The organism is Rhodococcus sp. NPDC054953 (assembly GCF_053609225.1).
This window is the reverse complement of sequence record NZ_JBSGXD010000006.1, coordinates 59,875-75,018: the sequence shown is the minus strand read 5'-3', so window position 1 is coordinate 75,018 and position 15,144 is coordinate 59,875. Positions and strand designations below refer to the sequence as shown.

The window sequence follows — 15,144 nt, the reverse complement described above, 5'->3', positions numbered from 1 at the left end:
GGACCTTCCCATGAGCATCGAGCTTCGCGACATCGTGCTGACCTACCCCGACGGCGACACCCGGCTGCGCGCCCTCGACGACGTCACCTGCGTCGTCGACCGCGGCGAGTTCGCCGCCGTGACCGGGCCGTCCGGGTCGGGCAAGTCCAGCCTCCTCGCGGTCGCCGGCCTGCTGACCACCCCCGACTCCGGCACCGTCCGCCTCGACGGCGCCGATCTCACCGGACTGAGCCGGGCCCAGCGCACCACGCTGCGGCGCGAGCGACTCGGCTTCGTGTTCCAGCAGTCCAATCTGATGGCCTCGCTGACCGCAACCGAGCAGTTGCTGCTGATGACGCACCTATCCGGCGGCCGGGTCCGGGATCAGCGGGACCGGGCGAGGGATCTGCTCACCACCCTTGGCCTCGGCGGGCACCTCGACCGGCGCCCGCACCAGCTGTCCGGCGGGCAGCGTCAGCGGGTGGCGATCGCCCGCAGCCTGATGAACGATCCGTCGGTGCTGCTGGTGGACGAGCCGACGTCCGCGCTCGACGAGCCGCGCAGCCGGGAGATCGTCGCCCTGCTCGGTTCGGTAGCCAGGGAGCGGAATGTCGCGGTCGTGATGGTCACCCACGACCTCGGACCGCTGGACCTGGTCGACGCCGTCTACGAGATGCACAGCGGGGCACTGACGTTCGACGGATCCACCCGCGTCACCGCCTGAACGACGAACACCCCGCCCCGGCACTGCCGGGGCGGGGTGTCGTTCGTTCGGGCCGGGAATGCTACGACGCGAACATGCCCATCAGGTCGGAGCTGCCACCACCGGTGTTGGGCAGCGGCTCGTCGGTCACGGTGATGGTCGTGGTGCTCTCGGACGGCAGGAAGCCGGGGGCTCCGCTGTACACGGCGCGGATGTCGAACACGCCGACCTCGCTGAACAGGTAGCTCTGCTGGGCGAGACCGTCGTTGACGTTGACCGGGTTGCCGAGCGGCTCCTGCCCACTGAAGTACTGCACGGTGCCCCCGCTCGCCTTCGGCGCCACGTTCGCGCGCATGAAGATGTAGCGACCCGCCTGCGCCTGCGCCGGGATGTCGAGCGTCAGCGTGGTCGCGACGTCGGCGCCGCCGGGCACGCCGACCTGGATGGTCTGGGCGGCGGACGTCGACGCCGCGAATCCGGGGGCGCCGGAGAAGACCGCGGTGATCGTCTTGGCGCCGCTGACGGTGAAGTTCTGCACCAGGCTGGCCTTGCCGTTGGCGTCGACGTCGACGGTGCCGAGCACGGTCATCCCGTTCTTGAACGTCACCGTGCCCGCACCCGGGAAGGGCTCGACCTGCGCCTCAAGCACGACATCGGTGTTGACCAGCGATGTTGCGGGGACGATCACTGTGGTCCGGGTGACCTGGTCGCCCGCCTCGATGGTGACGTTCTGCGCCGCGGAGACCGACTCGAGCGCGAAGCCGGTGCCAAGGAACTTCGCGGTGATGTCGAAGGTGCCCGCGTCATTGTTGGACGGGGTCCACGCGTAGGTCGCGACGCCGTCCGCGGCGAGCATGCCGGTGCCGATCTCGTCGGCGCCCTTGTAGAACTTGACCACGTCGTTGGCGCGACCGCCGGTGACCTTCGCGGTGAGCGTCGACTGGACACCGCCCTTGAGCGCACCGACCGGCTGCAGCGTGGTGGTGGTGGCGTTCTTGGTGACGGTGATCCCGGGACCCTGGGTGGTGTAGGCACCCGATGCCGCGCTTCCACCGTAGGAGACGCCGCTGTTCTGCGCGGCCTCGCGGGTGCAGTTGGCGGTGACGGTGTACTGGAACTCGAACTTCTGCTCGGTGGTCGCGTCCCAGGACCCCTGGACCTTGACGGTGCCCGCGCCGACGGCGGCGACGGGAACCGGGAGGCCGTTGACCTTGACCGAGTCCTGCTTGTAGTTCATGCAGGTCGGGCGGACATCCTCAAGCCAGTTGATCGTGTTGCCCGCCGCGGTGACGGTGGTGGTGGCCGTGACGACCTCACCCTCGGCGGGCGTCGGGTTGCTCAGCGTGCGGGTGAAGCTCGCACCGCCGTCCGTCCACGACACCGTTGCGGGGTCGGCGTTCGCGACCCCCGTTCCCAATGCGACCGCGAATCCGGCGGCCACGCCCAACGCGCTCGCCGCCGCGATCATGCGGCGTCCAGACATCCCCGACATGCCATTCCTTCCGAACCTGAGGGAGGACCGACCAGCCCCCCGAGAAGTGGTGGGTCCCGGCGCCCACCCCCTCGCTGTGGGGTGTCCAGCGCCGAAATCGGGGAGCAGTAGATCACGATTCGGTCACCCGCATCGCCGGTTTCACCGAACTGACTGGACGGGCGTCCTGATCTGCTCCGCGCTGCCCGGTCGGGGCCCTGCGCTGCCGGCGCTATCGCAGGAACTTGCCGAACTGGTTGTTGGCCTGCTGCATCACGAACTCGTAGGGCGGCGCGAACTTCCGTGCCCACCAGTACCCGAACCGGACGTCGGCGGAGGTGTAGACGAGGAACCGCCCGCGCTTGACGCCCCGCACGATGCACGCCCCGACGTGCTCGGGCGTGACCGCCCGCCGCTCGAAGCGGTGCACCGCCTTGCGGACCCGCGGATCGTCCCGGTCCACGCCCGCGATCTCGACCGTCCCCACCAGCGGCGTCCGAACCGCCCCCGGCACGACGAGCGAGACCCCGATCCCGTGCTGCTTCAGGTCGAACCGCAACACCTCCGAGACGCCTCGCAGCCCGAACTTGCTTGCGCTGTAGGCGGCGTGCCACGGCAGGGCCAGCAGCCCGGCCGCCGACGACACGTTCACCAGGTGACCGCCGCGCCCCGCGCGCACCATCGGCGGCACGAAGTTCTCGATGATGTGGATCGGGCCCATCAGGTTGACGTCGACCATCGACTTCCAATGCCGGTGCTCAAGGTTCTCCACGGTCCCCCATGCCGAGATCCCGGCCACGTTCATCACGATGTCGAGCGCGCCATGCTCGCCACCGACCTGCGTCGCCCACGCGGTGACGGCCTCGTAGTCCGCGACGTCGAGGGCCCGCGACTCCGTCACGACGCCGCCGGCGCCGGTGACGAGAGCGACGGTCTCGGCCAGCCCGACCTCGTTGATGTCGGTGAGCAGCAGGTGCGCACCCTCGGCCGCGCACGCCAGGGCGGTCGCCCGACCGATTCCGCTCCCCGCGCCCGTGATCAGGCACTTCTTACCGCCGAGCTCCTTCATCACTGCCCCCAATGCCGGTCCGCACGATCCGCATCGGAGTGTACGTGCGGGCGACCGGCGCAGGGGTCACCCTCGGCGGTTGCTGCCGCCGGTGCGGGGTCCGATCTACAGTCGGGTCCCCATCTCGTCCTGGTACTCGCGGATCGTGCGTTCGATCTCGTCCGCTGCTGCCGCGTCGTCGTGACCGCGGGCGTAGTCGGCGCGCTCCCGCAACGTCCGGATCGCCCTTCGCAACTCGTCGTCCGACATCCTGTGGTCCATGCCGTCAAGTGTGCGCCGGTTCGGACCGTTCGCCAACCGTCCCGATCACGCCGCACGGAGCGTTATCCTGGAGGTGACGTGGGTCACATGGCAGCCCCGGATGGACGGGCGCCCTCTCGCCTTCACCCACCGAAGGAGGATCCGCCATGAGCCTCGACACCCTGTGCGCGGCGTTCCAGGACACGGCAGCCCGCCACCCGGACAAGGTGGCGCTGCGCACCGCCGACGGGTCGGTGACAATCACCTGGAGTCAGTACGCCGGTCGGGTCCGCGCCATCGCCGCCGGGCTCGCGAAACTCGGTGTCCGACACGGGGACACGGTGGGTTTAATGCTGACCAACCGTCCCGAGTTCCACCTCGTCGACACGGCAGCGGTACACGCAGGCGCCACCCCGTTCTCCGTCTACAACACCCTCGCCGCCGAGCAACTGCACCACGTGCTCACCAACGCGGGCTGCCGGATCATGGTGTGCGAGAGCCAGTTCCTGCCGGTGATCCGGGAGGCAGCGCCCGGCACCCCGGTCGAGCGCATCGTGTGCGTCGACGGCACACCGGAGGGCACGATCGGCCTCGCGGACGTCGAGGCGGAACCCGACCCGGACTTTGACTTCGAGACGAGTTGGCGGGCCGTCCGCCCCGACGACCTGATCACGGTCATCTACACCTCCGGCACCACCGGGCCGCCGAAGGGCGTCGAACTCACCCACACGAACGTGATTGCCTTCCGGGATGCGAGCGTCGAACTCGCGCACCCCACCTCCGACGACCGCGGGGTGTCCTATCTCCCGGACGCCCACATCGCGAACCGCAACGTCGCCCATTACTGCGGGATCTTCTTCGCCACCGAGATCACCACCCTCGCAAACCCGAAGCAGGCGGTGACCGCGCTGCCGGAGGTGCGCCCGACGATCTTTCTCGCCGTCCCGCAGGTCTGGTACAAGGTGAAGGCCGGGGTCGAGGCGGCGCTCGACGCGGAGACCAGCGCACCGAAACGGCGGCTGGCCGGCTGGGCGATCGACGTCGGCATCCGCACCGCGCGGATGCGCTCGGCAGGCGTCCCGATCCCGCACCGCCTGGAACTGCAGCACGCGGCGGCCGAGCGGCTCGTGCTCGCCCCGATCCGCCGCAAGCTCGGACTGGACGAGGTGCGCCTCGCGATCACCGCCGCCGCCCCGATGTCGCCCGACGTGCTGGCCTTCATCCTCGGCCTCGGCATCCCGTGCTGCGAGGCATGGGCGATGTCCGAAACCGCCGCGACCGGCACGGCGAACCGGCCCGGTTCGATCCGCATCGGCACGGTCGGCGAACCGATGGCAGGCGTCAACATGAAGCTCGCCGACGACGGCGAGCTGCTCGTCTCGGGTCCGGGCGTGATGCGGGGCTACCGCGGCGAGCCGGAGAAGACCGCGGACGCCCTGGACGCCGACGGCTGGCTGCACACCGGCGACATCGCGACCATCGACACCGACGGCTACGTGACCATCGTCGACCGGAAAAAGGAACTGATCGTCACCACCGGAGGCAAGAACATCTCCCCCGCCGCCATCGAGGACGCCCTGCACGCCGCGAGCCCACTGATCGCGGGGGCCGTCGCGATCGGCGACAACCGCCCCTACGTGACCGCGCTGCTCACCCTCGACACCGAGGTGGCAGCCGCGTTCGCGGCGCGGACCGGCAGCACCGACGAGACCGCCGAGGAACTCGCGGTGAACCCGGACGTGCGGACGGAAGTCGAGCGGGCCGTCGACGCCGCCAACAGCCACCTGTCGCAGGTCGAACAGGTCAAGCGGTTCACCATCCTCCCCGACGTCTGGGAGCCGGGCGGGGACGAGTTCACCCCGACGATGAAGCTGCGCCGCGCCCCGATCACCGCGAAGTACGCGGACCGGATCGACGACCTCTACGCGGGCTGATCCCACACCATCGCGGCGCGAACGGCCCCGGACGCAGCGGATCCCCGCCACCGTGCGCCGGTGACGGGGATCCGGGTGAGTCAGGGAACTAGCTGGAGCCGAACAGCCCGTCCAGGCTTCCGGTGCCGCCGTCACCACCGGGGGTGCCGCCATCGGCCGCCGCCACCTGCACCGACTCCGCGTCGGCCGAGGCGTTGACGGTGCCCGCACCCGAGTACTCCGCCGTGATCACCCGCTGCCCCGCGGTCGCAGGCGTCCACGACAGTTCCGCCGTTCCGGCCGCGTCGACCTGCACCGTCCCGAGCACGGTGTCGCCGTCCTTGAAGGTGACCGAGCCGCCCGCGTTGCCGGGGGTGACCTGCGCCGAGACCGTGTTCGCGACCCCGACCTTCGGGTTCGCGCCGACCGCGATCGCGGTGCTGGATGCGGTGTTGCCCGCCGGGGCCTCCGCGACCTCGACCGTCGCGTTCGCCGCGGACCCGGTCACGCCTGCCCGGCCGGAGAAGGCCGCGCCGATCGCGTGGCTGCCCGCCGTCGACGGCACCCAGGTGTAGGTGGCCTCACCGTTCGCGGCGACCGGCACCTCGGCGAGGGTGGTGTTGCCGTCCTTGAAGACCACGGTGCCGCCGGCGGCCGCCGGGGTGACCGTCGCCTTCAGCACGGACGGGCGGCCGACCTGAGCGCCGGACACCGCGGCAAGCGCGGTCGACGAGGCGACGTCGGCGTCGGTGACCTGGACGGTCTGCGCCGAGGATTCGGACGCGTCCGCCTTCGCGGTGGCGGGGAACTTGGCGACCAGTGCGTGCGATCCACGGTTGCCGGGGGTCCAGGCGTAGGTCGCGACACCGTTGGTGAGGGTGCCCGCGCCGATCTTGGCTCCGCCGTCGAAGAACTCGACGGTGTCACCGTTCGCGCCGCCGGTGACCGCCGCGGACAGGGTCACCGCCGCGCCGACCTGCGCGCCGGACACCGCGGCGAGCGTCGTGGAGGTGGTGTTCCTCGCGACCGTGAGTGTCGGCCCCTTGCCCTGGTAGACGCCCTCGCCGAGACCGCCCGCGTAGTGCATCGTCGTCATCAGCGGAACGGAGCGATCGCAGTCCGGACCGACCGTGTAGGAGAACTCGAAGGTGTGCGATTTGGGATCGATGTTCGGGTACACCGTCCAGCTGCCGGTGACCTTCGCGAAGTCCGGCCCCTGGCTGTCGAGGGCACGCGGCGTCCCGTCGACCTTCGCCGAGCCCTCGACGTAGGTCAGGCAGGTCGGGTGCACGTCCTTGACCTGGTTGATGATCTCGAGGCTGGTCCACGCCTTGCGTTCGAACCGGGTCGACGTGGTGACCACGTCGCCCTCCTTCGGGGTGCTGTTGCTGATCGTGCGCGTGAAGTGCGAGTTCCCGTCCCACCAGTCCACGCTCACCGGCGCGGCGGCGGCGACGCCCGGCCCTGCGACCACCGCGAAGCCCGCGGCAACCGCGAAGGCTCCGACCGCCCCGACCGCGCGACGAGTGTTGTTGTCAGACATGTGTCTCCTCCACGACGGACCGCGCAGGGCGGGTCGCCGTGCTCCAGGGTTCGGTGCGCCAGTTACCTCGGCATGCGGCCTCGCCGGCACAAAGTCGCGAAGGAGTAGACCACATCGATCGATGGTTCAGCGCCGATTCGGGAGGGAAGGTGGACGATTGACCTACACGCGGCGGAGGGTCCCGAGACGCGGACAAGGCGCCGCCGGCAATGCGGGCGACGCCTTGTCTGTCCTACTGGTGGAGCTGAGGGGAATCGAACCCCTGACCTCTTCGATGCGAACGAAGCGCGCTACCAACTGCGCCACAGCCCCAGTCCTTGCCCTCCGAAGGAGTGCCCGGCAACTCTAACAGGCTCCTCGAGTAACCATGAAATCAGCTGGTCAACACCCGTTTCGGGGACTACTGGCCGACCACGCGACGGACCTCACCCGGATCGTCGTCCTCGTCGAAGTACGGGTCGTGCCGGTCGAGGTGGTCAAAGACCGGATCCTCGTCGTCGACCTCGAGCACGACGGCACCGGGACGCCGCAGGCGCGAGGGCACCAGGCGGAGCTCCTCGTCGTCGTGCGACTCCACCCCGAGCCGGGACCGGCCGAGCCGGGCCATCCGGCGGCGCCGGATCTCCTGCTCGATCTGCACCTGACGACGCAGGTACGCCAGGTATCCGACGGTGCCGAGCAGCGCTGCCGCGCACGCCCACCACAGTGTCGAGGAGACGATCAGGGCCAGCGCACCCGCCATGATCGCGGCGAGCACCAACCCGAGGACCGCCCGCTGCCGGAAGGCGTACCGCGCGGCGCGGGCAATCGCGTCGGCCTCGGGGTCGAAGCCGCCGCGGCCGCGCCGGTAGGGGGTGCCGCCGCGCTCGTCGTAGCGCGGCACGGCACGGTCGATGTCGTCGTCGTACTCGGCATCCAGGTCGGGGTCGTCGTAGTCGAGATCGTGGGGGTCCACGTCCGCTCGAGCGTGCGCTTCCATCCAGTCCTCCGCGTGCAGGGGGCGATTGGGGTCTGGGCGCCAGTTGGGGTCGCTGCGGTGCCCGGTCGCCGGGCCGCGCCGATTCTGGCGGGCGTGCAGGTCGCGGTCGAGCACCCGGGTGGCGAGCGCCGCGTCCGTTGTCTGACGAATTCGCGGCCTGCGCTTGGCCTGCATCGGAAGCAGCACGAACAGCCACATCGCCACCAGCGCAATGACCACGAGCGAGTTCGGCATGTCGGGCGACCTCCCTCCCTGTCGGCTGCCAGCACAGCTGTCACCTGCATATTCGACCCGGTTGGTCCACTCAGGCTAGTTGCGTCGGCGCACTGTTCCCCGCAGACGCGCCGACTCAGCTTTCCCACATGCCACATTAGTCACTACTGCCGCATCCGCGCATCCCGGGTAGCCAATCGGTAGCCAGCACGGTCGTCAGCCCCACGAGGCGCGCCCGGCGCGCACCAGCCGATCCGCTGCCGTCGCCTCCAACTCCTCGATCGTCATCGCCACCAACAGATGGTCCCGCCACTGCCCGTCGACATCCAGGTACCGCTCAAGCAGGCCCTCCTCCCGGAACCCGACGTTGCGCAGCACCGCCCGACTCGGCAGGTTCTCCGGGCGCACCGTCGCCTCGATCCGGTGCAACCCGACCGGACCGAACCCGTGGTCGAGACCCAACGCGAGCGCCGCGGTGGCGACGCCACGGCCGCCATCCTCCTTCGACACCCAATATCCGATCCACGCGGACCGCAACGCTCCGCCGACCACGTTGCCGATCGTCAGTTGCCCGCAGAACCGGCCGTCGAGCTCGATGACCATCGGCAGCATCCGGCCCTTGCGGGCCTCCGAGCGCAGCGACGAACACAGCGCAGGCCAGTTCCCGATGTGGTGCCGCGCATCCCACGGACCCTCACCGGTCGGCTCCCACGGCCGCAGATGGTCCTCGTCCCGGATCCGCAACCGACTCCAGGTCGCCGCGTCGCGCAGCCGGATCGGTCGTAGGGTCACCCGACCCGCGGGCACCACCAGCGGGCCGAGCCGGGCAGGCCAGCCGGGGTGCGGAGAATAGCGGCGCAGGGCCGTCGACACCCGGTCAGCCCCGCTGTGCAAGAAAGGCGACGTCCACCCGGTCACCGGTCCGCAGGTCGGTCACCTCCGCGTCGACCAGCACCAGACAGTTCGCCTCGGCGAGGGTGGCGAGCAGGTGCGAGGACGCCGCGGGCGCGCCACCGAGCGCCTGCACCAGGTACTCGCCGGTCGATTCGTCGCGCATCAACTGTCCCCGCAGATAGCCCTTCCGGTCGGCGACCGAAGTGATCGGCGCGACGGTGCGGGCGGTGACGACCCGCCGCATCGACTGCCTGCGGCCCAACGCGATCCGGATCAGCGGCCGCACCATCACCTCGAACACCACCAGGGCGCTGACCGGATTGGACGGCAACAGGAACGTGGGGACCTCGTCGCGGCCGAGCTGACCGAAGCCCTGCACCGACCCCGGGTGCATCGCGACCCGCTCCACCTCGAGGTCGCCGAGCTCCCGCAACGCGTCCCGCACCTGGTCCGAGGCGCCGCCGCCGACGGCCCCGGCGATCACCACGATCTCCGAGCGGATCAACTGCCCCTCGACGACCTCCCGCAGGCGACGCATGTCGGTGCCCGCGATCCCGACCCGGTTCACGTCCGCGCCCGCATCACGGGCGGCGGCGGCGAGCGCGTACGAGTTCACGTCGTACACCTGCCCCGGACCGGGAGTGCGGTCCACGTCGACGAGTTCGCCGCCGACGCTGATCACCGACAGCCGCGGCCTCGGATGCACGAGCACCTTGTCGCGTCCGACCGCGGCGAGCAGACCGACCTGGGCCGCGCCGATGATGGTGCCCGCCCGAACCGCGACATCGCCGGGCTGAACGTCGTCGCCGACCCGCCGGACGTAGTCGCCGGACCGGACCGGGCGCAGCACCCGGACCCGGTTCTGGCCGCCGTCGGTGCGGTCGAGCGGAAGAACCGCGTCGGCGAGGGTCGGCATCGGGGCGCCGGTGTCGACACGCACCGCCTGCCGCGGCTGCAGCCGGGTGGGCTGGCGGGACCCCGCGGTCACCTCACCGACGACGGGCAGGACGATGTTGACCGGCTCACCGCTCTCGCTGAGTTGACCGGAGTCCGCGGCGGCGACGTCGACGCTGCGCACCGCGTAGCCGTCGATCGCCGCCTGGTCGAATCCCGGCAGCGGACGCTCGGCGACCACTTCCTCGGCGCACAGCAGTCCCTGCGACTCCGAGATCGCGACCCGCACCGGTCGTGGCGCGACGGCGGCGGCGGTGACCCTGGCCTGCTGCTCCTCAACCGAGCGCATGTAGACGCTGCCTCCCGACCCCACTACCGCTCCGTCTGCTGCAGTCTCTCGACGAGCCACTCACGCAGCGACGGACCGTACTCTTCGCTGTCGAGCGCAAAGTCAACCGCAGCGCGGAGGTAGCCTCCGGGATTTCCGAGGTCGTGTCGTCCCCCGCGGTGGACCACCACATGCACCGGGTGCCCCTCCTCGATCAGCAGCGCGATCGCGTCGGTGAGCTGCAGTTCCCCGCCCTGGCCCGGCGTGATGCGGCGCAGGGCGTCGAAGATCGCCCGGTCCAGCAGGTAGCGGCCCGCCGCGGCAAAGGTGGACGGCGCGTCCTCCCGCTTCGGCTTCTCGACCATCCCGACGACCTTCAGTACATCGGGGTTCGTCGCGTCCGGAACCTCCTGGACGTCGAACACCCCGTAGGCGCTGACCTGATCCTTCGGCACGTCGATCGCGCACAGCACGCTGCCGCCGCGCTTGGCCCGGACCCGGGCCATCGTCTCGAGGACGCCGCGCGGCATCACCAGATCGTCGGGCAGCAGCACCGCGATCGCGTCCTCGTCCTCGTCGAGGACGGACTCCGCGCAGGAGACCGCGTGACCGAGTCCGAGCGGCTCGTCCTGCACGACCGACTCGACCTTCAGCAGACCCTGCGCCTTGCGGACCTTCTCGAGCAGGTGCGACTTGCCACTGGCCTCGAGCTTGGTCTCCAGGACGAGATCCTCGACGAAGTGCGCGACGACGCCGTCCTTGCCCTCCGAGGTCACGATGACCAGCCGGTTGGCACCCGAATCGGCGGCCTCGCCCGCGACCAGCTCGATGCCCGGTGTGTCGACGACCGGCAGCAGTTCCTTCGGCACCGTCTTGGTCGCGGGCAGGAACCGGGTGCCCAGCCCCGCCGCCGGGACCACCGCGGTGCGGAAGGCCCTGTTCATGTTGGTGCCGCTGTCTGTCATGGCCACACCCTATCCGTGTCGGCCGCGCGCCCGGGATCCTAGGGTTGCCGGTATGAACGAGTCCGACCTCGGCCCAACCCCGCCGGCGACCAAGGATGCGTGGCGCACCGAGATCCTGACGCGCCGTCGCGACGTGGACGCGGACACCAAGGCCGCCGAGGACGCCGCACTCGCGGCGGCCGCTGCCCGCATCGGCACCGAGCTCGGCCCCGACGCGACGGTGTGCGCCTACGTCCCGGTCGGCAGGGAACCCGGGTCGGTTGCCGTGCTCGACGCCCTCGCCGCCCGCGTCCGCCGGGTCCTGCTGCCGGTGGCGCACGCGCCGGGACCGCTCTGGTGGGCCCCCTATCGCGGCGAGGGCGCACTGGTCCCTGCCCCGTTCGGGCTGCGGGAACCCGCGCCGCCGCACCTGCCGCCGGAGACGGTCGCCGCGGCGGCCCTGCTGCTGATCCCCGCGCTCGCGGTGGACCGTCGGGGTGTCCGCCTCGGCCGCGGCGCCGGCTTCTATGACCGCACCCTCGTGTTCGCCGCCGGGCGCGGCGAGCATGCGGTGCCCCGGTTGATTGCGGTGGTCCGCGACGCCGAGGTGGTCGACGAACTGCCCGAGGACCCCCACGACGTGCGGATGCGAGAGGTCCTGACCCCGGTCGGCGGCCTGCGCGTGCTCGGCGGGGCGGAATAGGCCGACGATTACCGGCGTTGGCACTCGGGACGGTAAAGTGCCAGTGCCCGCGGCATCACCTGCCGGGGCTCGAGTATCCGCGCGGAGGAACCTGCAGTGCCCACTTACTCCTATGCCTGCACCGAATGCGACAACCGCTTCGACATCGTGCAGTCGTTCACCGACGACTCGCTGACCGTCTGCACCGAGTGCAACGGCAAGCTGCGCAAGCTGTTCAACTCCGTCGGCATCGTGTTCAAGGGCAGCGGCTTCTACCGGACCGACAGCCGTGGCGGCGCGAGCACCGCGAGCGAACCGGCGAAGGCGAGCACCCCGTCGTCGGATTCGTCGTCGACCTCCGGTTCGGCCACCCCCGCGCCCGCCACCAGCTGATCCCCTTTCTCCACAGGCCCCGAATCCATCCACAGGGTGGATCCGGAGGCGGGGTGTGCCCGCCCGGTCGCCCTAGCGTTGGGGCATGGTCCGCGATGCCCGGCGCCGCCCCGGCGCCCTGTCCCCCACCCCGGTCGACCGGCTGCTGCGGCTGACCCGCCCCGATTGGACGCGGACCGCCCTGCCCCGCCGGATCGCGGCGGGGATCCTCGCCGCCCTCGCCCTCGTCCTGGCGATCCGGGGCGAGCAGACCGACCGGGTGTCGATCGTCGCCACGGCACGGGACCTGGGGCCCGGCACCGTCCTCACCGCCGCCGATCTCCGGTTGCTCGACGTCCCCGACCCCGTTCCCGATGGTTCTCTGCGCAGCCTCGACGCCGCCGTCGGTCACACCCTTGCCGGCCCGGCCCGGGCCGGGGAACCGCTCACCGACGTCCGAATCCTCGGCTCCCGACTCGCCGAGGCCGCAGCGGGACCGGACGCGCGGATCGTCCCGGTCCGGATCGAGGACGCGGAGGTGGCCGGGCTGGTGCGGGTCGGTGACCGCGTCGACATCCTTGCCGTCGACGCGGAGGGGGCTGCCGCGCCGCGGGTCCTCGCATCGGCCGCGACCGTGGTCCTCGTCGGGGAGAAGGACGACGGACGCGCCGCGCGGGCACCGGTGGTGCTTGCCGCACTGCCCGAGGCCACCGCAACCACCGTCGCCGCCGCGTCACTCACCGGCGCGCTGACCGTCACGTTCCACTGACCGGCCCGTCACGTTCCACTGACCGGCCCGTCACGTTCCACTGACCGGCCCGTCCACCGACTGGCGGGTCCACTGCCCCGCGCGCGGAGGTTGCCCCACCCGCGGCACTGCCCCTAGCATTTTCACCACCCGGTCCGTTGTCGAATCCGTCGTGAAACGAGGACAGGTCATGCTCAAGGGCTTCAAGGATTTCCTGCTCAAAGGCAACGTGCTCGATCTCGCGGTCGCGGTGGTCATCGGCGCCGCCTTCACCGCCATCGTCACCGCGTTCACCACGTACGTCATCAATCCGATCATCGCCACCCTCGGCGGCAGCAACGAGCTGGGCTTCGGCTTCCAGCTCACCGACAGCCCCGAGACGTTCGTCAACATCGGCGCGGTCATCACCGCCGCGATCAACTTCGTGATCATCGCCGCGGTCGTCTACTTCGTCCTCATCGTTCCGTACAACCACGCCAAGGAACGGTTCATGACCGAGGACGAAAAGCAGGCCACGGACATCGAACTGCTCACCGAGATCCGCGACCTGCTCGCCGATCGCTCCACCGAACGCACCTGAGGCCGGCGCGTCAGGAGGGGGCGATCGGGCCGACAGCGGCCGTGCGGGCGAGGCGCCGACCACGTCGAGGTCCGGTATGACTCGTCCGACACTCCGCGCGGATCCGTGCCGTCCGGCGGCCGTCGGTGGTGCGGGGCCCGGTGGGTGCGACCCGTCGGATCACGCGCCGAGCGGGGACGCGAAAAACACTGGTGAACGCGTGCGCCTCACCGTTGCACACGATCAACCGGCGGCACCAGTGCGCGCCGCGGACCGCGTGCGACCGGCGTTGTTCGAGCCGAGACACGCCGCCGCCCCGTTTGCGGAGGGGTAGCGATCTCCTTAGCATTCGGAAGGTCCGGGCCCCCGTACCAAGCGAAACGAGGACAAGGCATGCTCAAAGGCTTCAAGGACTTCCTGCTCAAAGGCAACGTGCTCGACCTCGCGGTCGCGGTCGTGGTCGGCGCGGCATTCACCGCCATCGTCACCGCCTTCACCGACAACATCGTCAATCCGCTCGTCGCGTCCGTCGGCACCGCCGAGCTGGGATTCGGTTTCCAGATCACCAGCAACCCGGAAACCTTCGTCAACATCGGGGCGGTGATCAGCGCCGCGATCAACTTCGTGATCATCGCCGCGGTGGTCTACTTCATCCTGATCGTGCCGTACACCCACGCCAAGTCGCGGTTCGTCACCGCGGAGGAGGCGCTGGAGGCCACCGAGGTGGACCTGCTCACCGAGATCCGGGACCTGCTCGCCGAGCGTCCCGTGGAACGCTCGATCGACTGACCCGCAGCGCGCACCAGTGTGGCCCGCACCGTTTTCGGTGCGGGCCACACTGTTCGGTACCGACGTCCAGGCTCAGCCGTGGTGCGGGGGCACCTGCCTGCGGAGCCACTCGTCGGATGAGCCCTCGCTCGCACCGGCCGTTCCGTCGGACTCGCCGCGTTCGTCGCGAGTGGTGTCGGGAAGCACGTCGCCGAAGATGCGCGCCAGCCGGGCCCGCACGTTCGGGTCTCGGCCGGGATTCGCGCCGGGCGCGGAGTCGGTGATCGTCACTCCTCGATGCGGGAGAGCTCGCCGATGACGGCGCTGGCGAGCGGGGTCAGGGTGGCCATCCCGTCGCGCACCGCGGCGCGGGACGAGGCCAGGTTCGCCACCAGGGTACTGCCCGACACCCCGACGACGCCGCGGGAGAGGCCCGCGTCCAACGCGCCGGCAGCCAGGCCGGAGGAGCGCAGCGCCTCGCTGATGCCGGGGATCTCCCGGTCCAGGACGGCGGTCGTTGCGTCCGGCGTCACGTCCCGCGGCGACACCCCGGTGCCGCCGACGGAGATCACCAGGTCGACCCCGCCGATCACGGCCGTGTTGAGGGCGTTGCGGATCTCGACCTCGTCCGCGGCGACCGCGACGACGGCGTCGACGAAGAACCCGGCCTCGGAGAGCAACTCGGTGACCAGCGGTCCCGTGGAGTCCACTCCGTCACCGTGAGCGGTTCGGTCGTCGACGATCACCACGAGTGCGCGGCCAGCCAGCGGAGCTTCGATGTCCATGACTCCTACGGTAGTGGTAGCGCCGCGGACCGGCGCCGGGGAGCCGCCGATCCACTGCCA

At 70.6% G+C, this 15,144-nt stretch carries 17 protein-coding genes and 1 tRNA gene; 7 read left to right on the top strand and 11 right to left on the bottom strand.

Going from position 1 to position 15,144, the window contains the following annotated elements:
• The first annotated feature begins 10 nt into the window (after window positions 1–10).
• Window positions 11–703 (top strand): ABC transporter ATP-binding protein, encoded by a 693-nt coding sequence (locus ACWF62_RS06410; RefSeq protein WP_378505634.1) that lies wholly within the window; start codon window positions 11–13, stop codon window positions 701–703.
• 61 nt (window positions 704–764) lie between these two features.
• Here ACWF62_RS06410 and ACWF62_RS06405 read toward each other — a convergent pair whose 3' ends face one another.
• From ACWF62_RS06405 to ACWF62_RS06395, 3 genes are all read right to left on the bottom strand, one after another.
• Window positions 765–2,174 carry an Ig-like domain-containing protein gene (locus ACWF62_RS06405; protein WP_452629657.1) on the bottom strand — a complete coding sequence of 470 codons (1,410 nt, stop codon included), beginning with the start codon at window positions 2,172–2,174 and terminating at the stop codon, window positions 765–767.
• Between the two features lie 211 nt (window positions 2,175–2,385).
• On the bottom strand, window positions 2,386–3,222 hold the full coding sequence (locus ACWF62_RS06400) for an SDR family oxidoreductase (protein WP_378505632.1): 837 nt from the start codon (window positions 3,220–3,222) through the stop codon (window positions 2,386–2,388).
• 105 nt (window positions 3,223–3,327) lie between these two features.
• A complete protein-coding gene (locus tag ACWF62_RS06395; protein WP_378505631.1) occupies window positions 3,328–3,483 on the bottom strand; it encodes a hypothetical protein in 156 nt (51 codons plus the stop codon).
• A 146-nt stretch (window positions 3,484–3,629) separates the two neighbouring features.
• On the opposite strand from ACWF62_RS06395, the gene ACWF62_RS06390 reads away from it, so the two are divergent.
• Window positions 3,630–5,396: an AMP-dependent synthetase/ligase gene (locus ACWF62_RS06390; RefSeq protein WP_378505630.1), complete on the top strand. Its 1,767-nt coding sequence runs from the start codon at window positions 3,630–3,632 to the stop codon at window positions 5,394–5,396.
• Between the two features lie 88 nt (window positions 5,397–5,484).
• Here ACWF62_RS06390 and ACWF62_RS06385 read toward each other — a convergent pair whose 3' ends face one another.
• The 6 genes from ACWF62_RS06385 to ACWF62_RS06360 form a co-directional block, all read right to left on the bottom strand.
• Window positions 5,485–6,918, bottom strand: a complete 1,434-nt coding sequence (locus ACWF62_RS06385) for an Ig-like domain-containing protein (RefSeq protein WP_452629656.1) — start codon at window positions 6,916–6,918, stop codon at window positions 5,485–5,487.
• Window positions 6,919–7,154: 236 nt separating this feature from the next.
• Window positions 7,155–7,230: transfer RNA gene (locus ACWF62_RS06380), tRNA-Ala, on the bottom strand.
• 88 nt (window positions 7,231–7,318) lie between these two features.
• Window positions 7,319–8,131: a divisome protein SepX/GlpR gene (gene sepX, locus ACWF62_RS06375; RefSeq protein ID WP_378505628.1), complete on the bottom strand. Its 813-nt coding sequence runs from the start codon at window positions 8,129–8,131 to the stop codon at window positions 7,319–7,321.
• A 195-nt stretch (window positions 8,132–8,326) separates the two neighbouring features.
• Complete coding sequence (locus ACWF62_RS06370; protein ID WP_378505627.1) at window positions 8,327–8,983, bottom strand: GNAT family N-acetyltransferase; 657 nt, start codon at window positions 8,981–8,983, stop codon at window positions 8,327–8,329.
• Window positions 8,984–8,987: 4 nt separating this feature from the next.
• Window positions 8,988–10,247 (bottom strand): molybdotransferase-like divisome protein Glp, encoded by a 1,260-nt coding sequence (gene glp, locus ACWF62_RS06365; RefSeq protein ID WP_452629654.1) that lies wholly within the window; start codon window positions 10,245–10,247, stop codon window positions 8,988–8,990.
• A gap of 23 nt (window positions 10,248–10,270) precedes the next feature.
• A complete protein-coding gene (locus ACWF62_RS06360; RefSeq protein WP_378505625.1) occupies window positions 10,271–11,191 on the bottom strand; it encodes a UTP--glucose-1-phosphate uridylyltransferase in 921 nt (306 codons plus the stop codon).
• A 52-nt stretch (window positions 11,192–11,243) separates the two neighbouring features.
• Between ACWF62_RS06360 and ACWF62_RS06355 the strand changes: the two genes are divergently transcribed.
• The 5 genes from ACWF62_RS06355 to mscL (ACWF62_RS06335) all read left to right on the top strand — a co-directional run bounded on the left by ACWF62_RS06355 (window position 11,244) and on the right by mscL (ACWF62_RS06335) (window position 14,320).
• Window positions 11,244–11,873, top strand: coding sequence for a 5-formyltetrahydrofolate cyclo-ligase (locus tag ACWF62_RS06355; protein ID WP_378505624.1), 630 nt, complete (start codon window positions 11,244–11,246; stop codon window positions 11,871–11,873).
• A gap of 96 nt (window positions 11,874–11,969) precedes the next feature.
• Window positions 11,970–12,245 carry an FmdB family zinc ribbon protein gene (locus ACWF62_RS06350; RefSeq protein ID WP_378505623.1) on the top strand — a complete coding sequence of 92 codons (276 nt, stop codon included), beginning with the start codon at window positions 11,970–11,972 and terminating at the stop codon, window positions 12,243–12,245.
• 85 nt (window positions 12,246–12,330) lie between these two features.
• Window positions 12,331–12,993, top strand: coding sequence for an SAF domain-containing protein (locus ACWF62_RS06345; RefSeq protein ID WP_378505622.1), 663 nt, complete (start codon window positions 12,331–12,333; stop codon window positions 12,991–12,993).
• A 169-nt stretch (window positions 12,994–13,162) separates the two neighbouring features.
• Complete coding sequence (mscL, locus tag ACWF62_RS06340; protein ID WP_378505621.1) at window positions 13,163–13,552, top strand: large conductance mechanosensitive channel protein MscL; 390 nt, start codon at window positions 13,163–13,165, stop codon at window positions 13,550–13,552.
• 372 nt (window positions 13,553–13,924) lie between these two features.
• Window positions 13,925–14,320, top strand: a complete 396-nt coding sequence (mscL, locus tag ACWF62_RS06335) for a large conductance mechanosensitive channel protein MscL (protein WP_452629653.1) — start codon at window positions 13,925–13,927, stop codon at window positions 14,318–14,320.
• A 72-nt stretch (window positions 14,321–14,392) separates the two neighbouring features.
• On the opposite strand, the gene ACWF62_RS06330 is transcribed toward mscL (ACWF62_RS06335), so the two are convergent.
• Window positions 14,393–14,590, bottom strand: coding sequence for a hypothetical protein (locus tag ACWF62_RS06330; protein WP_452629652.1), 198 nt, complete (start codon window positions 14,588–14,590; stop codon window positions 14,393–14,395).
• Window positions 14,587–15,084, bottom strand: coding sequence for a MogA/MoaB family molybdenum cofactor biosynthesis protein (locus ACWF62_RS06325; protein WP_378505618.1), 498 nt, complete (start codon window positions 15,082–15,084; stop codon window positions 14,587–14,589). Before ACWF62_RS06325 ends, ACWF62_RS06330 begins: the two co-directional genes overlap by 4 nt.
• Window positions 15,085–15,144: the final 60 nt, after the last annotated feature.

Excerpts from the sequence above, each read along its gene's own strand:
- ACWF62_RS06410 (WP_378505634.1), top strand. The coding sequence starts at position 11 with ATGAGCATCGAGCTTCGCGACATCGTGCTGACCTACCCCGACGGCGAC.
- ACWF62_RS06405 (WP_452629657.1), bottom strand. The coding sequence starts at position 2,174 with ATGTCGGGGATGTCTGGACGCCGCATGATCGCGGCGGCGAGCGCGTTG.
- ACWF62_RS06400 (WP_378505632.1), bottom strand. The coding sequence starts at position 3,222 with ATGAAGGAGCTCGGCGGTAAGAAGTGCCTGATCACGGGCGCGGGGAGC.
- ACWF62_RS06395 (WP_378505631.1), bottom strand. The coding sequence starts at position 3,483 with ATGGACCACAGGATGTCGGACGACGAGTTGCGAAGGGCGATCCGGACG.
- ACWF62_RS06390 (WP_378505630.1), top strand. The coding sequence starts at position 3,630 with ATGAGCCTCGACACCCTGTGCGCGGCGTTCCAGGACACGGCAGCCCGC.
- ACWF62_RS06385 (WP_452629656.1), bottom strand. The coding sequence starts at position 6,918 with ATGTCTGACAACAACACTCGTCGCGCGGTCGGGGCGGTCGGAGCCTTC.
- sepX (WP_378505628.1), bottom strand. The coding sequence starts at position 8,131 with ATGCCGAACTCGCTCGTGGTCATTGCGCTGGTGGCGATGTGGCTGTTC.
- glp (WP_452629654.1), bottom strand. The coding sequence starts at position 10,247 with ATGCGCTCGGTTGAGGAGCAGCAGGCCAGGGTCACCGCCGCCGCCGTC.
- ACWF62_RS06360 (WP_378505625.1), bottom strand. The coding sequence starts at position 11,191 with ATGACAGACAGCGGCACCAACATGAACAGGGCCTTCCGCACCGCGGTG.
- ACWF62_RS06355 (WP_378505624.1), top strand. The coding sequence starts at position 11,244 with ATGAACGAGTCCGACCTCGGCCCAACCCCGCCGGCGACCAAGGATGCG.
- ACWF62_RS06345 (WP_378505622.1), top strand. The coding sequence starts at position 12,331 with ATGGTCCGCGATGCCCGGCGCCGCCCCGGCGCCCTGTCCCCCACCCCG.
- mscL (WP_378505621.1), top strand. The coding sequence starts at position 13,163 with ATGCTCAAGGGCTTCAAGGATTTCCTGCTCAAAGGCAACGTGCTCGAT.
- mscL (WP_452629653.1), top strand. The coding sequence starts at position 13,925 with ATGCTCAAAGGCTTCAAGGACTTCCTGCTCAAAGGCAACGTGCTCGAC.
- ACWF62_RS06325 (WP_378505618.1), bottom strand. The coding sequence starts at position 15,084 with ATGGACATCGAAGCTCCGCTGGCTGGCCGCGCACTCGTGGTGATCGTC.